The following is a 17,618-nucleotide window of genomic DNA, read 5'->3' as shown; positions in this document are numbered from 1 at the left end:
CAACTCTATTTATTTGTTGCATCTGAAAGCATAGACATTCCCTCCGAAGTCGGTAGCGAAAATCATATTGCCGTCTGTTGTGAATGTAGAGAATAGCGGAGCTCCTGTTTTGTGCTTCCAGGTCGTTTTTCCGTTTTGGGGATCGACTCCATAGATAATGCCGTCGGATGCGCCGAAGTAAACCGTACCTCCGACAAGCAGAGGGCTTGTTTCGATAGTAGCGACGGGATGGCGGGAGTAAGGAGCGGTATAAACCAGTGCCGGTGAAGTTTGAGCTTTCCATTTGACTTCAAATGTTTCACGGTCGAGTGCTACCAGACCGTCTGTTTGCGTTCCGAGAATAATCAGGTTGTCCGTGACTAATGGAGTGGAATTAACCTGAACATTGAATGGCAATTCTTTGCGGACAATCACCTTTCCCCGACGGCTGTCGATGATGAATAAAGACTGGCGGGAAGCGACGTAAAGCAGGTTGCCGACACAAGCCGGCGTTGCACCTCTGTCTGTGATCCCGTCTTTATCGAGTTTCCAGAGCAGTTCTCCCGTTTTTGCATCGTTGCCGTAGAAGCCCCGCCAGTTAGCGCCTGAAACGATAACATCGTTTGCAAGCAGAGGGGTAGATGTCGTGGCTTCTCCTTGCGGCCAGCCTTTGTTCAACCAGATAGCTTCGCCTGTTTTCCCGTTGTACGCCCCGAATGCTTTTCCGCTTCCGGCATAGACAATACCATTAGCGGCTGTCAATCCGTCAACCAGGACGGGAAGACCGGCAACATTCATCTTTTTGTCCCATTTAAGTCTGCCGGTCTGTGCATCGATAGCGTATAAATAACCTTCCGCATCCTGCGCGAAGACGGTTCCTTCGTCTACGGCAATCGTATTCTTGATGGAGTTGCGAACCGGATACTTCCATTGTAATTCACCTGTCTTTGCATCCAGAGCGAAGACTGCGCCTTCTCCCTTCAAATCTTCATCGACAGAAGCGGCATATACTTTGCCGCCGGCAACGACCGGAGAAGAAAAGTACAGGTTGGCATTTACATTACGGATCCAAGCCAGTTGCGGAGTTCCGCCAATCTCTTCCGGCTGGGACAAGAAAGAGGAACGGCTGACTGCTATTTCTCCATTGTTGAACAACGCTTTTGCTGTGATGAAAACACGTTTGCCTTTACAGTCTGCCGGGAGCTTGGCCATTCCGGACCAGTTCCAGTCTGTATTTTGAGTAAGCTGCGTTTCCGGCAAGACAGTCTTGCCGTCCATGGTACAACTGTAAGTGACACGTACGGCGGGAGCAACCGCATTGTATGTGTTGACCGATACCGGAACCTTTCCGTCCGCCGTCATTGCACTTGCATCATTTGCGATCGAGGCAATTTCAATGGACTTATTTATATATGTATAGCGGAGGGTTGTTCGGATATCCCCTTTCCGGTCTACGTTTATCACGCGGAAGGCAGAAGTCGAGTGGTCGATTCCCCCTTTATCGAGTGTCGCTGTCGATATGGTTAAGACTTCTCCTTGCCTGCGTACGAAATGATTGTGCCAATGGCCGTACAACCAGGCTTTCAGGTTATGTTCGTTCAGGTTGACCTTCTCATTCTCGTTGATGCCGAAAACAAAGTCATTGCCGTAAGTCAGCAAGTCATGATTGAAAACGACGACCGGCTTTTCTGCCGGAACCTGCGCCAGGTCGTTCTTTAACCAACGGTATAGGTCTTCTTTTGTATAGCCGGGCTGGTAATCGCCTCCTGCCATCGGGGTTACGACATAATGGACGTTTCCGAAATCGAAAGAATAATAAACCGGCCCGTAGACATTTTCAAATACTTCTTCCCCGTATTTTCCTTTTACCAGGTCATGGTTGCCGACACAGTAGAACATCGGGCAGTCCATATTGGACGTATTCATCAGATGGATATGGCTCTTCAATCCGTTTTCATAACAGATGTCGCCGGTGTGGATGATAAATGCGATATCCTGATTGGCCGCGTAATCCCGGATGTTATTCGCCCAGTCTTCCTGGTTTTCCGTATTGAATATTTCAGTATCGGAAATATGGATGAACTTGTGATTGCCATCCGGCTTGATGCGTCCTTTCCAGGGTTGCAGCCCGAAATCGTATGCTTGTTCCGTCCCTTCGATCCGTTGGTAATACCGGTTGTCTGTCCTGTAGCCGGAAGGAGTAGTGATGAAGATAAACCGTTCCCGTTCGTGTCCGGGGAGTGTGTAAACACCTTCGGTATTTGTTTTAACTACGTTTAATCCGTCGGACACCCGGACGTCTTTTAAAACTTTCTCTCCTTTGTCATAAATCCCGTTTTGATTGGAATCTATATACACGCGACCTTGATAGGCTGCATGAGCCTCCGTGATTGCCGCACAACTTAGTAATAGCAGTATAAGTTTTTTCTTTTCCATGATAATTTAGATTAATAAAGAATGTGTGTCAAAACAGTTCTTATGCGATCCCGTGTCAAGTGCGGGAACGGGACTGTTTTGACACAGCTTTGTGACCGGATAAGACCGGTATTGTGTATTTCTATTTATTTCTTAGCAGACAGATTCTCCAAAAACAGGTCCATCATCCGTTTGGCAGCGACGAACGAGCTGATCTCGTTATTCAATACCTGCTGCTCCGTGAAGCTCAGCATGTTTTCCACAGCCGGGTTGTGGTAGAACGTTTCGCGGAGCGTGTCGTTGATGCTTTCGTACATCCAGTACTTGGCCTGTTCGTTGCGCTTGTAGTTGAAGTAGCCGTTCTTTTTGGTAAATTCCATATATTCTCCGACCATGTCCCAGATTTCTTTAATCCCCAGATTGTAGTAACCTGAATAAGTCAATACTTTCGGGAACCAACCGGATTCGGGCGCGGGGAACAGGTGCAGGGCGTTGCGGAACTGGGCTGCCGCTAATTTGGCCTTTTCGAGGTTGTCGCCATCCGCTTTATTGATGATGATGCCGTCTGCCATCTCCATAATACCGCGTTTGATACCTTGCAATTCGTCTCCGGTACCGGCGAGTTGGATCAGCAGGAAGAAGTCGACCATCGAGTGGACGGCCGTTTCGCTTTGTCCGACACCGACCGTTTCAACAAATACCGTGTCGAATCCGGCTGCTTCGCAAAGGACGATCGTCTCGCGTGTTTTGCGGGCGACGCCACCCAGGGATCCTGCCGAAGGTGAAGGGCGGATGAAAGCATTTTTTTCGCGTGACAAAGCCTCCATACGGGTTTTGTCGCCGAGGATACTGCCTTTCGAGCGTTCGCTGCTCGGGTCGATTGCCAACACTGCCAGTTTACGTCCTTCGCCTATCAAGTGCATACCGAACGCGTCGATAGACGTACTTTTACCGGCTCCCGGCACTCCGGTGATACCGATGCGGACAGACTTTCCTGCGTGCGGTAGGCATTTTTCGATAATCTCTTGCGCTACTTGCTGGTGTTCGTATTTGGAACTTTCCACCAGCGTCACTGCCTGGCTGAGGATCGTAATGTTCCCCTTCAGGATACCTTCAACAAATTCGGAGGGCGTATATTCTTTGCGTTGAATCCTTTTTTTCAGATAAGGATTTACGGTCGGTACATCGGCTACTCCCTTATTCACCTTTAATCCTCTGTACAGATCGTCGTTCTCGGGATGTTGCATATTTAATTGAAAGTTGAGAGTTGAGAGTTGAAAGTTGGGAGAGAAAGATTATTAAACTTTCAATTTTCAACTTTCACCTTTCAACTGATTAATTATTTTTCTGCGGTTACCTTCACAAGCCGTACCGGACCGTTCGGGTCGTTGCATACGAAATTGATGAGGGCTTCCAGTTTTGTTTTTATCTCTTTCGGGCGGACCGTCACTTTGAAAGTGGCTGTCGTACCCGGTTTGATTTCTCTTTTACCGCCGGAAACGGCTACGCGTTCGTCATCGCAGGTGGCGCTGTAGACGATAAGCGGTGATTTGCCGGAGTTGGTAATTTCGATCGTGCCGCTCACCCGGCCGCCTACCAACGGGATAAAGCTGCCTTTATTGGGCAGTTTGCCGAAGTCGAGCAATGTGCCGGACAGTTGTGCTACCGGAGCTTTCGCTTTTTCCGATGCAGTCAGTTTACTGAAATCGTCTATGATATTGGCGGCAACGTGCAGGTAGCTTTCCTTCCCTTTCTTTTGGCCGATACTTTCGACGGTCAACGGGATTTCGGCAGTCACGCGTCCTTTCCGTTTTGCCTCTTTCGCATTCATGAGGATGGATATTTCACCAGTCTCTCCCGGAGCCAGTTTAGCCGGATTGGCTACGACGTTCAGATAGTGAGGCGTTTTTCCTAAATGAATGTTCAGGGATGTCTTTCCTTCATTGATAATGCCGATCTTTTCTCCCAGCGTCTCTTCCGGGCGGATCGTGCTGTAAAGGATGTTCTTGGTTTGCAGTTTCAGATCGCCGATGCTGTAAGGATAAATTAGTATGGGTTGAGCCTCTTTAGGGGTCACGTTTCCTTTGATGCCTAACGAGAAGCTGCCTTTCTTGCCGTTGCTGTAGATGGCGATTGTCTTGTAAAAAGGGCCGGGACGCCCTTTCGGGTTATAAGTAACTTTGACTTCTCCGGTCTTTCCCGGAGCGATGGGGGCTTTGGTCCATTCGGGTTGTGTACAACCACAAGAAGCCGTGATCCGCGTGATGACAAGCGGACCGTTACCTGTGTTTTTGATCGTAAATATGTGACTTGCCAATCCATCGGATTCCCCTATCGTACCGAAGTTATAGATCAGCTCGTCTGCACTGATTTGGGCGTTATTTTGTGCCGATATACTGCTTATTGCAAACAGTATACCGGCAAGAATAAAGACCAGTTTGCTTCTGTTCAACATTCTTAGATTATTCAGTTTTCCTGTTATTATTCTACCTCTCCCCGGATTGTCAGGATAAAACTACCGGTTTTGCCATTGCTGTACACTGAAATAGTCTTGACAAAAGGACCGGGACGATCTTTCGGGTTGTACGTGATTTTGATGTCGCCTGTCTTACCCGGAGCGATGGGTTCTTTGGTCCATTCCGGTGTCGTGCAGCCGCAAGAGGCGATGACACGTGTCAGGACTAACGGCGCTTCGCCGATATTTTTTATTTTAAAAGTGTGCGACACGTTTCCGTTCGCTTCCTTGATCGTTCCGAAATCATGAGAGGTTTCATCTGCCGAGATTACGGCCTTGTTCTGAGCCGAAGCCATCCCTGTTGCCAGCAGGATTGCCATAAAAATAAAAATAATCTGTTTCATCTTCTCTTTTTATTTAGCTATTGTTTAGAATGCAAAGATAATGTTTACGATGGAATTAGTCTCTTTAAAAAAATGAAATTCTGCTTTCCCTGGGAACCGGTGACGCCGGATTTGCGTGCAGCTGGCTTCGCTGGCTCTCAGCGGAGGCAGATTCATGTGCAGCCGGTTTCGCTGAGTGCCAGCGGGAGCAGATTCACATGCAGCTGGCTTCGCTGGCATTCAGCGGGCGCAGCTGCACGTGTATCGGCTTCTGCCGGGAGTTTAGAACTCCACCCGGACGGTGTTCCCTTCCGTATGCGATACGAATTCGGGCGCATAGAGACATTGGATCGTGCTGATCCCACCTGCATATTCACCCGGACGGTTGACGTATACGGCATATTCCAGGACAAAAGTCCCCTGCGGCAGGCGGTCGAAGAAGAAATTCTCCGAAACATCCGTCGGTGACTGGTAATACCAAACCCCGTCTCTGTAGACAGAACCGGAAAGTTGGTTCGCTGGTTCAAAGCAACCGGCACGAAGGTCTTTCAGGAAGACGTAATCCATTTCACGGTCGGTGCGGACAACGAGGCGGACAATCACTTTGTCGCCGATACGAAGCGGCTTATCCGGGGTGACCGGACGAAGTTGTTGTTCCGTTCCGTTATTCGTTTCGACAAACAGTTTTTTTTCTACGTTCAGGACCCCTTTCTGTTTTTTCACATCGTTGATGTTCTGGAAATACTGTTCGTAGACAGCTCCCCACGCAGGTGCGGAACCTTCCTTTTGGATGGAGATGGAATTACCTTCGGATGCAATTGTTTTTTCATCCGATACGGTTACTTTCAGGTAGCCGGTGGCCAATTCGCCGTTTGTCGTGCTGTACGTTTGCTTACCCCACACGGCGGTACAGGTGTTGTTTGTGTCTAACCAGTCGCTACCTGTCAGGAGTAAAGCATAAATCGCGTTGACCGTAGCTGGGACGGACTCCCAGTTCTGTGTCTGCTTCTGGCTGAGCAACCATTGTTTCAGGCGGTCGGTGTCTTGCTTGTTTGGCGACGTTTCGTTGAAGAGAGCCATCAACAGGCAATGGGTTTCGACCGGGGAGACAAAGGAGTTTTCCCCTCTCCGGTTGTTCGCCCAGTACATGCCTTTGTCTGATGAGGTGGAAGCTGTTTTACGAAGCCAGGCAATGATCTTTCCGGCCACTTCTTTCTTCCCGTTCCGCCACATGAGCCAGGCAATTTCGCCTTTCCCGTGGATGGATTGTTTGTTCCACTGCGTTTCTGCCAGGTTCGTGTAGTAGCGGATCGCTTCACGGGCCGAACCCAATTCGGGGATGTCGCGGTAATTGCTGCGGACAAACAGGTATTCGATTTCCAATGGGGAAATTTCGTTTTTCTGCCAGTTCTTGATCTTCTGGAGCGCTTCATAATCGGACTGGATTTGTTTGTCTACAAATTTGAGCGCTTTTATCTGCATCTCTTTTTCCTGCTGGTTATATTCGACTGCATTCAGTTCTGTCAGCTGGCTCATCCCTTTCAATATATAAAGCGTGATCTCCTGGCTCGGATACATGCCTTTGAACCAGCTCCAGCCTCCATCCGGCGTTTGCAGGTCGAGAAGATGGCGGAGGGCTATTTCCCGTTGTCCGGCTGCCCGGTTCATGTCGAAAAGGAGGGACAAACGCTGTTTTTGTTCCGTTTCATTGTCCGCTTCCAACACCCAGGGAGTTTCTTGCAAAAGGATGTTTTTGAGTTCTGCATTCTTTTCTAAGTTGGAATAGAGCGTAGAGGCATTTCCGCCCTGTGCTTTCCACTGGCTGATGACCTGCTGGATGCGCGGGTGGGCGGTGGCAATGTAACTTGCCAGCGTATTGCTGTAATAAGAGGCGAACCAGGAAATGACGTTGTCGTTTTCCGGCTGGGTGAGGGTCGGTAGCGCCTGTACGGCATACCAGACCGGGTTGGCCGTCAGCTCCAGTGTCGTGCGGAACGGCCGGATGCCTTTGTTGTCTTTCAGGCGGATCACTTCTTCGCTCTTGTCGAACAGGTAGAACGGGGTACTTTCCGTCACCAATATCTCGTTCGATAGAACCGGGATCAGATGCTGTTCGCCGTCACTCCCTTTATCCGAATCGGCCACGATACGGCAACCGATGACGCCGCCCGCTGCTGCCGGCACCTTGAACGACCAACTTACGGTCGTGGTGCTGTCGGCCGGCAGTGTAAATGGCTTCTGCGATTTGGTCAGGCAGATCACCGGCTGGTCGTTGTCCGGATCGAACAGTTCCAGGCTGGCGCGTCCGTCGATGGTGGCGGACGACTGGTTGCTGATTTGTGTCGTGATGGTCACTTCGTCGCCCTGGCGCAGGAAGCGCGGAAGGTTAGGGGTTACCATCAGCGGTTTGCTGGTGATGATTTCGCGGGACAGATAGCCGTATTTCAGGTCTTCCGTCTGGGCTAACAGTTGCAGTTTCCAGGTCGTGTTGCTTTCGGGCATTGTGAAGCTGAATGCAACATCGCCTGCTTCGTTGGTCACTAATGCCGGATAGAAGAATGCGGTTTCGGCAAAGTTTTCGCGGAGTTCGATCGGGTTGTTCGGAACGAAAGATTTTCCGTTTTCTTCCACCTCTTCTTCTGCTATGATATCTGCAACACCCTGGTCCGCCCTTACTGCAGATTCTTCCAGCGGTGCACTGTCGTTTGTGATGCTGATGGCTTCGGCCACTGCTGGGGCGGCAGCCGATTTCATGACGGCTCCGGTTGCAAAGGTGCGGTTGTTACGTCCGTAACGGTATCCTAATGACAACACGTCCTGCCAGTTGAGGCGGTCGTATTGGTATTGCGGGACGTTCAATCCTTTCCGGTCTCCTGTCTCGTACCGGCTGCTGCTATTGAATGCAGCCCCTTCCGAGAAGCGCGGAGCTGACAGGTAAACAGATCTCCGGGGAGAGAAAGACCAGCTAAAAGGCAATAACTTATCCAATGAAGCATCGTACATGCTCGCCAGAACCTCTGCGGAGACGGTTGCGGAATCGGCATCCGTAATACGGAATTTCCAGTTCTCCTTGCTTCCCGGCAGCAGGTGGTCGCGGAACGTCTTTGCCTGGATGTTCAGTTTCCGGTCCGGCTGGCGGCGGTAAACCGGTACTTCGGTGACATACATCTTGCCGTCCTTGACAAACGTGAAAGATACGGTGAAACCTTCGCCGTCCGTTTCTTTAAACGGGATGCGGAATGTCCGGTTTTCATCGCTCAACCGGATGTATTTACGTTCCATGCATTTGTTGGATGCTGTATAAATTTCATATAATATATGCGTGTCTTTGTCGGAGGTCCCGAATATAAACGCGGCCTCTTCTCCCGGCACGCAACTCGTATGTTCCTTGATCAGCCAGGTATGCATAAATACGGGCGGGCGTTTGTCCCGGCGGCTGTAGAGGATGAAGTCCTGATTGGCGGAAACCTCTTTCCCGTTGGAGTCGGTCGATTTTACTTCCAAGCGATAGCGCCCGGCGGGAAGTTCACGGAATACGACAGGCGATATTTCATCTCCTGTAATGAAGTTGCCTGTAGCCATCTGTTTATCGATCTTATACCGGTCTACACCGAATAGGTCCTTTTCCGGCTTTTCATCCAGTAAGGAATAAATGGTATAACTTCCTTCCGCGGATGCTTTTTGTCTGTTTAGCGTATAAGCCGTTATCACTGCTTTGGCGGAATCGCTCTCCATTTCCTGTCCGGGCATTTGGATATCCAACAGGATGCCCGTATCGCCAACCGAGAAAGTATAGCTTGCCTCTTGCGTCTCCCCTTTGCTGTCGGTCAGGGTTGCCGTTACCTCGTAGCTCTGGAAGGCGGGGCGCAGACCTGTTGTTTCCGGCCGTTCGGGTACGAAAGAGATCGTGAAGTTGCCTTTGCTGTCTACTTTTGCTGTTCCGCTTGCAACCTGCTTGTATGTGAAGTCGAACGGGTTCGGCATGTAGAGGCGTGCCCAGAACGGACGGCGCGTAATCGTCCAGTTCACCTCGCCTGTCTGAAGGTCGATACCGGAGAATGTCTGTGCTTCGCCTGTCAGCTTCACCGGGTTGCCGAAAGATACTTCTTCCTTGAGTGGCAGGAAGCTGACTTTAAATGTCGGGCGTTTGTATTCTTCTACCCGGATGTTTGTGCGGGCCCTCTCCGATACAAGAGTGAAGCTTCCGCCCAATGTCTGTGCCGGAATGGTAAATTCGCCGTTGAAGGAACCGAATTTATCGGTCTTGAATGTTTTGCTGGCTACTTCCTTGTAGTTGGCATCCCGCAAGGCGACGGTGTAGGTTCGTCCGGCTACGACATGCGGGTTGTCCGTATCTTTTACGTAGGCGATGCCTTTGAAGAATACGTTTTGCCCCGGCCGGTAGATTCCCCGGTCGGTGAAGAGCGACAGGTCGACTTCTTCTTTATCCTGTCCCGAACGGAAAGAACCGTAAGGATATATATTCGTGAAAATGGAGGAGGTGTCTTCACGGAACACCGGACGTATTTGCGTGATATTCTTTTTGGCAGGGAGGACGGCAATACCTAACCGGTCTGTTTTCACTTCTCCCTGACGTTGGACGGTTCCGTTCATCCTGTTGGTTTTGTAATAGATTACGGTTGCGCCTTCGATCGGTTTGCCGCTTTCCAGGTCGGTGACAAGTACTTCCGAATTGTTTGCCTGGCTGCGGGTAAGGGCCGCCAGGCGGCTGACGCTGAAACGGTTGGAAACTGTTAGTTGCTTGCCGGGAACCGTGATCACGTATTCGTACAATCCTAACTTATCCATCGGGATGGTAAGGATGGAATCGGCCTCGGTGTAGGAGTTGGGGAGATGCATGTCGAATGTGACTTCTTTTACCAGTTCTCCCCGCATACTTTTACTGTTCTTATACAGATTCCGCCAGACATCTTCTGGCTGACGGAGGCTTTTGTAGATGCGTACGGTTAGTTGAGGCGTGTTGACATATTTGAGTTGCAGCGTCAGATCCTTGCCGGGATAAACGTTATTATCGGACTGGATATTCAGGACCGGCGTTTCCATTTCGTTCAATTGGTTCTTGAAAACGTTTACACGGTCGTAGTCCGGATATTGCGCAATACTTTCTTTGCAAAGCGTATAAATGAGTGCCTGGATGGAGTCTTGGTGAGCCTTGTCGCCTTGGTAACGTTCCCGTTGGAGAAGATTCATTTCGGCAATGCGTATTTCGGCGGCAAAGGTTTTTTTATCGTACACCTTATACAAACTGTCCAGCGCGTTTCTGTAGTCGGTGGCATTTACCGACTGGATGTCGTATTTGTATTGCCAGTAATCCAGTTCGTCCAACAATAAGGCTTTCTTCTCCGGTTGTGTACGGCGGAAAGCGATCAAATCTTCATACCATTTATCCGACGGCTGCAGGTCGATCGCCCGGAAAGCCAGGAAATCATACAGGGTAGGGCGGAGTTGAGGCGTGTCTTTTCCTTTCTTCAGGATCAGGTTATACTGGCTGACCGGTGTTTGTTGCAGCAACTGTGCCGGTTGGAGGGATAGCGTCAGCTCTTGTTTGATCTTGTCGCGGAAAAGGTTGGAAGTCCATTCGCGGATATCTTCGGGCACATAGCCTGCAAGCTGGGTCCGTTGGTTGACGCTCCAGCGGTTTTGCATATAAAAGTTGTTGTACATTTCCGCAATCATGGAATGGAGGACTGCCACCGATGCCGGATCGGGACATGTTTTGGCATACGTTTCCACTTCCTTGATCAGTTCCGGGAATGTGTCGGTATCTTTTTCCAGTTGGTTTTTCATCCGGGTGATAAGCGACTGGATCAGCAACGGAGTATTTTTCGTTTGAATGGCTTCTGTTATAGCCTTTTCGTTGACGGAGGCCCGATCCGCTTTCACGTAAAATATAGTAGATACTATTCCGCATACGATCAGGGCTGAAACAATAATTGCTCTTATCTTCATATCTATATGGATTTACTTGTTAAACAAACATCCTTTCAAGTATAGATACAAAGAAAGAGCAAAAAGTTGTAAAATTACCGTTAATTAGGAGTAATTTTATTTTTTACGGACGTAAGTCAGGAATGTGTAGGGATATGGATTTTTCTCGTCTGCCGGGAATTCCTGGCGTTCCACCTCTTCCCACAGATCCCAGTTGACAACGGGGAAAAACGCGTCTGCATCGGGAAACTCTCCGTGTATGCGAGTCAGGTACATCTTGTCGGCGATTCCCAGCCCTTGTCTGTAAACTAAGGAACCTCCGATGATATAGATATCTTCTTCTTTTTCGCATATGTCTAATGCGTCGTGCATGGATTCGCAGGCAAAGCAGTTGATGAAGCCCGCTTCCGGCATGGTGGTCAGTACGACATTTTTACGGTTGGGCAATCCGCCTTTAGGTAAAGACTCGAAAGTTTTACGTCCCATTATTACGGCGTGACCTGTTGTCAGATCTTTAAAACGCTTCATATCTGCCGGCATGTGCCAAAGCAGTCCGAGATCCTTTCCGATTGCATTGTTGTCGGAAATAGCTGCTACAATTGAAATAGTACTCATAAACTTATCGAATTTAATAGAACTTGCTGTTTTTATCTTTTCTTCAATCTCTTATACCGCTACTTCACCCTTGATGTGAGGATGGGGATCATATCCCGTCAGATTGAAATCCTCATATCGGAAACTGAATATGTCTTTCACTTCCGGATTGATTTCCATCCGGGGGAGCGGCCGCGGATCACGTGTCAGTTGCAACTTCACCTGTTCAAGATGGTTCGTATAAATATGTGCATCGCCAAGCGTATGGACAAAATCTCCGGCTTTCAGTCCGGTTACCTGTGCCATCATCTGTAATAACAGGGCGTATGAGGCAATGTTAAAGGGTACGCCTAAGAATATATCGGCACTGCGCTGGTACATTTGCAGGCTCAGGCGGCCATCGGCTACATAAAACTGGAAGAAAGCGTGGCAGGGAGGCAGATTCATATTATCCAGATCTCCCACATTCCAGGCGCTGACGATGATACGGCGTGAATCCGGATTATGCTTGATTGTCTTTACCGCTTCACTGATCTGGTCGATGCTTCCGCCTTTGTAGTCCGGCCATGAACGCCATTGGAAACCGTAGATATGTCCTAAGTTCCCATCCGGATCGGCCCATTCGTTCCAGATTCTCACTCCATGTTCCTGCAGGTATTTTGCATTTGTATCACCTTGAAGGAACCAAAGCAGTTCATAAATAATGGATTTCAAATGCAGTTTCTTTGTTGTGAGCAGAGGAAAACCGTCTTCAAGATTGAAGCGCATCTGATGTCCGAAAACACTGTATGTACCGGTTCCTGTCCGATCTTCTTTCTTAACTCCTTCACGGAGGACACGATCGAGTAATTCTAAATACTGTTTCATTTTTCTCTATTATGACAGACAAATGTACGAAAGTGATTTGTATTAAACAACATTATTCTACAGCATCGTTTGTTTTTGACAATAATAGCGTATATTTGCTGCATATCTAACAAACATTTAATTTATAGGTATCAAAAATGAAGAGACTATGTATGGCTGTCATGGCAATGTGTGTTTTGTTGTCATGTACTGAGAAAAAAGAGGAGGCCACTCTTTCCGGACTGATGAAATCTAATTTCGTATCGGAAGTACAGGGAAAACCGACTGCATTATATGTGTTGAAGAACCAGAATGGTGCGGAAGCATGTGTGACGAATTGGGGCGGACGACTGGTGTCGGTTATGGTTCCTGACAAGGATGGCAAAATGACGGATGTCGTTCTGGGGTATGATAACATCCAACAGTATGTGGACAATCCCAACAATAATTATGGCGGATTGATCGGTCGGTATGGTAACCGTATCGCGAACGGTAAATTCTCGTTGGACGGTGTTGAATATCAGTTGCCGCAGAATAACAACGGGCATTGCTTGCACGGTGGTCCGGATGGCTATCATACGGTTGTTTGGGATGCCAAGCAGGTGAATGACCAGAGTGTGGAGTTGACTTATCTCTCCAAAGACGGTGAAGCCGGTTTTCCGGGAAACCTGAACCTGAAGGTGACGTACACGCTGACAAACGATAATGCTGTCGATATCAAATATGAGGCTACAACAGACAAACCGACTGTCGTAAACCTGACAAACCATAGTTACTTCAACCTTTCCGGCGTTCCGGGTTCCCAGATTCTGGATCATTCGCTGATGATTGCGGCCGATACTTACGTCCCGGTGGATGAAACATTGATTCCGACCGGTACGCTCGATCCTGTTGAAGGAACTCCGATGGATTTGCGTCAACCTGTTGCCATCGGTGCGCACATCGACGAACCGTTCGACCAGTTGGTAAGGGGCAAAGGCTACGACCATAACTGGGTGCTGAATAATAATTGCGACATCAATGTCCTGGCTGCAAAGGCCGTTTCTGCAAAGAGCGGTATCGGCCTTGAAGTATATACCAACGAACCGGGCATCCAGTTCTATGCCGGAAATGCAATGGCAAAGGATGGCGATAAAGGAAAATTGGGAGTGATCTATCCGCATCGCGGCGCGTTGTGCCTGGAAACACAGCACTATCCTGATACTCCCAACCAGCCGAACTTCCCGAGCGTCGTGTTACGTCCCGGTGAAAAGTATTTCAGCGAATGTATTTATAAATTTACGGTTGAAAAGTAAAAGACATTATATTTTTGGGGAAACTTTCTGACAATCGGAATGATTGGAAAGGGGCGGCTGTAAAAGGCCGCCCCTTTTATTAGCAAGAATCTATGATTTATATCTGTTAATATTTCTTTGTAAACAATATAGTTTGCCGTTTTTATTTATCTTTGCATTTGACGTAGAATCGCCGATGCTTTGACTTTTCGGCTGTTTTACTGAGGATAACGTTAAGCGTTTAAGATATTATCTTTGGAACTGAAAATCGCCAACTTTCAAGTCGGACAAAGATAATAGACAACTGGACGCTCACGCTTGTTATATATACTCGTGTATATAGAATAGAGCGTGGGCTGTTGTTTATTATTTGTCCGATGGGTGTTTGGCGATACCTCAGTTTCAAATAGTAAATTAACAGTTCCCACGCTTTTTAATTATATAGATGCCAAACGTAGGGGAGCAGGGCGGCACCATAATTTGAGTATGAGCTCAGGAGAATCGGAGAAAATTGCAATCTGTTGCGTGTTATTGGATATTGTGGAAGCTATGGGTACAAGTGCCGATATAAAGAGCTGTCGCCATTATCAATCGTTGAGAGATAAAACGGATATTACCGATTCTGACTTTGAACGGGCACGCTCCGTCTCGGTATTGTCCAGCCTGGTTACTTTGAAGGGTATGCACTATAATAAGAAGATGCTGCTCGCCTTGACTGTCTGCGATCTTTATTCCGCTCACGCACACGTTTCCCTCAATTTGAGGATCGCTTTCGAAACCTTAATGAATGCCATCGAATGGCCGATCTCGTTCTCCGAGATATTGACGATCAGCAGGACGGAATAAAGGGGATAGGGTAAAAGAATACTGACGAATATTCATGTGGTTTTTGCGGAATTCTCTATCACTCTATCACACTTTGCTTTGTATGCTTTGATAAACACGATGTGTAGGGTGTGATAGATACCGGATTCATGTATCACACTTGTGTCACATATCTATCACACCCTATCTATGTTTTGGGGATACATATAATCTTTTATTATATGGTAAGCGTCTTAATTACAATACAATAGTATGAGATAAATCTGTACATCCGGGTGGAGCCGTCCTGAACATCCGGATGTAGAGAGTGGCTACATCCGGGTGTAGAAAGCCGGAAGATGGGGGTGTTTCTGAACATTTCTGCTTGTTTTCCGCTCTTTTCCTGCTTGTTTTATTAAAAAAAATACCTGATGTTGATGAAATAACCTCCTCATAAATGCATATCGGCACGATTCCTTTTGCTTTTGGATGTATACTGGCTACTTGTTTCATGTTTAAACAATACTTTAGACTTCATCTGCCGCAGAGAATATCGGGTGAGGCAATTCTTTCTTTAAATATTCCGCAGTGACGGATTGTTGACATGCAAGCATTTCTGTCGGGGTACCGGAAAAAAGCAGTTCGCCACCCATTTGTCCGCCACCGGGCCCCAGTTCGATCACATAGTCGGCTGCTTTCAGAACATCCAGATTATGTTCTATCAGGAAGACGGAATTACCTTGGTCTACCATTGAATCGAAAAGATGGATGATTTGATGTATATCTTTGACATGGAGCCCGTCGGTCGGCTCGTCCAAGATAAAGATTTTACCCTTGTTATCCAGATAGGAGGCGAGTTTGACACGCTGTAGCTCTCCTCCGGAAAGAGTCGAAAGCGCCTGGTTGAGGTGCAGGTAGCCCAGGCCGACTTTCATCAGGGGCTGTAATTTCTTTTCTATTTCTGTCCCGGCGAAACGGAGCGAGGCTTTCCGTACGGTCAGGTTCATTACTTCTGCGATATTCAATCCGTCGACAGTGTATTGCAGTGCTTCTTGCGAATAGCGTAATCCGCCACAGGCTTCACAGACGGTTTCGATCGAATCCATAAAAGCCATGTCCGACACGATGACGCCTTTTCCACCGCATACCGGACAACCGCCTTTTCCGTTGAAGGTAAACATGCTCAATCCGGCTTTGCTTTTCCGGGCAAAGAGTTTGCGTATATCATCCGCTACTCCGATATAGGTCGCGGGGGTAGAGCGCAGGCTGATGCCGATATTTCTCTGGCTGATGTAAATCACATCTTCTTCGCAGGCTTGGCGGAAACACTCCATCAAGGAGCTTTTTCCCGAACCGGCAACTCCTGCAATCACGGTAAAGAGGCCGAGTGGAAAGCGGATTGTCAGATCCTTCAGATTATGTTCTCCCGCATGTTCGAGTGTAAACCAACCGGACGGCCTACGGACTTCTGTTTTCAGTGGCGATTTCTCTGCGATCATCGATCCGGTTTGTGTGCCGCTTTCCAATAAGCCCTCATAGCTACCTTCATATAGGATATTGCCGCCGTCCATGCCGGAACCGGGACCCATATCGACGATATGGTCCGCGATCTGAATCATTTCCTTGTGATGTTCTACTAAAAGAACTGTGTTGCCGTGGTCGCGCAACTTCCGTACGGATGCTTTGAGCAGGCGGATGTCGTGGCTGTGCAGTCCGACACTGGGCTCATCGAGTACATACAGCATATCGGACAGGGCGGAGTTTATATATTTGGCAATCTTGCAACGTTGTGCCTCGCCTCCGGAAAGTGTTCCCATATTGCGGTCGAGTGTCAGGTAGCCCAATCCGATCTCTTCGAGGGCGGACAGACGGCTCCCGATAGCCTGCTTCAGGTCGTTTGCCAAAGGATCGTCGATTTTCTGTAGCCAGTCGAGGATATCGGGAATGGCGAGACTGGTAACCTCGGCAATGTTTCTCCCACCGATCCGGCAGGAAAGAACAGTACGGTTCAGACGCGAGCCACCGCAATCCGGACATACACCCATCGTTACCATCGGTTCCAGTAATTTCTGATGCAGTTTGCCTTCTTCCGAATTGATGATGCTGCGGTACATACGGGTGACCAGACCTTCGTATTTGGCGGTCCGGGGCCAGTCGGCCGGCGGGTTCTTGAGCCGGATTTGGGGTGAATAAAGAAATAGCTCCAATTCTTCCGGCGTATAGTCCTTGATTTTTTTGTCTAAGTCGAACAGGCCGCTGCAAGCATACCGGATCCATCGCCATCCGCCGCGATGGAAGGCGACGTAATGGATCGTGTCTTCATCATTCAGCGATTTGTTGAAGTCGACGAGTTTGTGGACATCCAGTTCGCGCACTTCCCCCAATCCGTCGCAACGGGGGCATCTTCCTTGCGGATGATTGAAGGAGAACGTGTCGGAATACCCGACAAAAGGTTTGCCGATGCGGGAAAACAGCAACCGGAGCAGGGAATAGATATCCGTGTAAGTCCCCACGGTCGAGCGGGCATTGGGCGCCGGTTTCTTTTGGTCGATCACGATTGCTACGGGGAGGTGTTCGATCCTGTCCACATGCGGACGTCCGTATTTCGGCAGATATTGCTGGACGAAGCTGGGAAAAGTCTCGTTCAGTTCCCGCCGTGAGCTGGCGGCAATGGTGTCCAATACTAAGGATGATTTGCCGGAGCCGGAAACTCCTGTAAAGATCGTAATCTGTTTCTTGGGGATTTCCAGTGAGATATGTTTGAGGTTATTCTCGTAAGCACCTGTTACTTTTATATTTTCCATATTTATAATTCTTCTTTTTGGGCAGATTCAAAAGTAATCATATAATTTGTAAGAAGAAACGTCCGGATATAAAAAAGGCTGGCGAATCTGATTCACCAGCCTCTTTCGTATATCC

10 protein-coding genes are annotated in these 17,618 nt (G+C 48.5%); 2 read left to right on the top strand and 8 right to left on the bottom strand.

Going from position 1 to position 17,618, the window contains the following annotated elements:
• Positions 1-9: 9 nt before the first annotated feature.
• The 7 genes from ACPYIV_RS12060 to ACPYIV_RS12030 form a co-directional block, all read right to left on the bottom strand.
• Positions 10-2,415 carry a PQQ-binding-like beta-propeller repeat protein gene (locus tag ACPYIV_RS12060; RefSeq protein ID WP_425883210.1) on the bottom strand — a complete coding sequence of 802 codons (2,406 nt, stop codon included), beginning with the start codon at positions 2,413-2,415 and terminating at the stop codon, positions 10-12.
• Between the two features lie 125 nt (positions 2,416-2,540).
• Positions 2,541-3,641: a methylmalonyl Co-A mutase-associated GTPase MeaB gene (meaB, locus tag ACPYIV_RS12055; protein WP_293733801.1), complete on the bottom strand. Its 1,101-nt coding sequence runs from the start codon at positions 3,639-3,641 to the stop codon at positions 2,541-2,543.
• A gap of 92 nt (positions 3,642-3,733) precedes the next feature.
• Positions 3,734-4,849 (bottom strand): DUF1573 domain-containing protein, encoded by a 1,116-nt coding sequence (locus ACPYIV_RS12050; RefSeq protein ID WP_293740606.1) that lies wholly within the window; start codon positions 4,847-4,849, stop codon positions 3,734-3,736.
• A 26-nt stretch (positions 4,850-4,875) separates the two neighbouring features.
• A complete protein-coding gene (locus ACPYIV_RS12045) occupies positions 4,876-5,253 on the bottom strand; it encodes a DUF1573 domain-containing protein (protein ID WP_293733803.1) in 378 nt (125 codons plus the stop codon).
• Positions 5,254-5,514: 261 nt separating this feature from the next.
• A complete protein-coding gene (locus ACPYIV_RS12040; protein ID WP_425883207.1) occupies positions 5,515-11,202 on the bottom strand; it encodes an alpha-2-macroglobulin family protein in 5,688 nt (1,895 codons plus the stop codon).
• Between the two features lie 96 nt (positions 11,203-11,298).
• Positions 11,299-11,796, bottom strand: coding sequence for a dihydrofolate reductase (locus tag ACPYIV_RS12035; protein WP_293733805.1), 498 nt, complete (start codon positions 11,794-11,796; stop codon positions 11,299-11,301).
• Between the two features lie 51 nt (positions 11,797-11,847).
• Entirely contained in the window at positions 11,848-12,642 is a 795-nt protein-coding gene (locus tag ACPYIV_RS12030; protein ID WP_299361530.1) for a thymidylate synthase, read from the bottom strand.
• A 137-nt stretch (positions 12,643-12,779) separates the two neighbouring features.
• On the opposite strand from ACPYIV_RS12030, the gene ACPYIV_RS12025 reads away from it, so the two are divergent.
• Positions 12,780-13,916, top strand: a complete 1,137-nt coding sequence (locus tag ACPYIV_RS12025; RefSeq protein WP_293733807.1) for an aldose epimerase family protein — start codon at positions 12,780-12,782, stop codon at positions 13,914-13,916.
• A gap of 465 nt (positions 13,917-14,381) precedes the next feature.
• Entirely contained in the window at positions 14,382-14,741 is a 360-nt protein-coding gene (locus ACPYIV_RS12020; RefSeq protein ID WP_293733808.1) for a hypothetical protein, read from the top strand.
• A gap of 485 nt (positions 14,742-15,226) precedes the next feature.
• Here the strand turns inward: ACPYIV_RS12020 and ACPYIV_RS12015 are convergent, their stop codons facing one another.
• Positions 15,227-17,503, bottom strand: a complete 2,277-nt coding sequence (locus ACPYIV_RS12015; protein WP_425883204.1) for an ATP-binding cassette domain-containing protein — start codon at positions 17,501-17,503, stop codon at positions 15,227-15,229.
• Between the last annotated feature and the right edge of the window lie 115 nt (positions 17,504-17,618).

This window comes from Parabacteroides vesiculifaciens (genome assembly GCF_049860805.1).
Lineage (GTDB): Bacteria > Bacteroidota > Bacteroidia > Bacteroidales > Tannerellaceae > Parabacteroides.
Note: the sequence above shows the minus strand (reverse complement) of the source record. Positions and strands in the feature narration are given on the sequence as shown.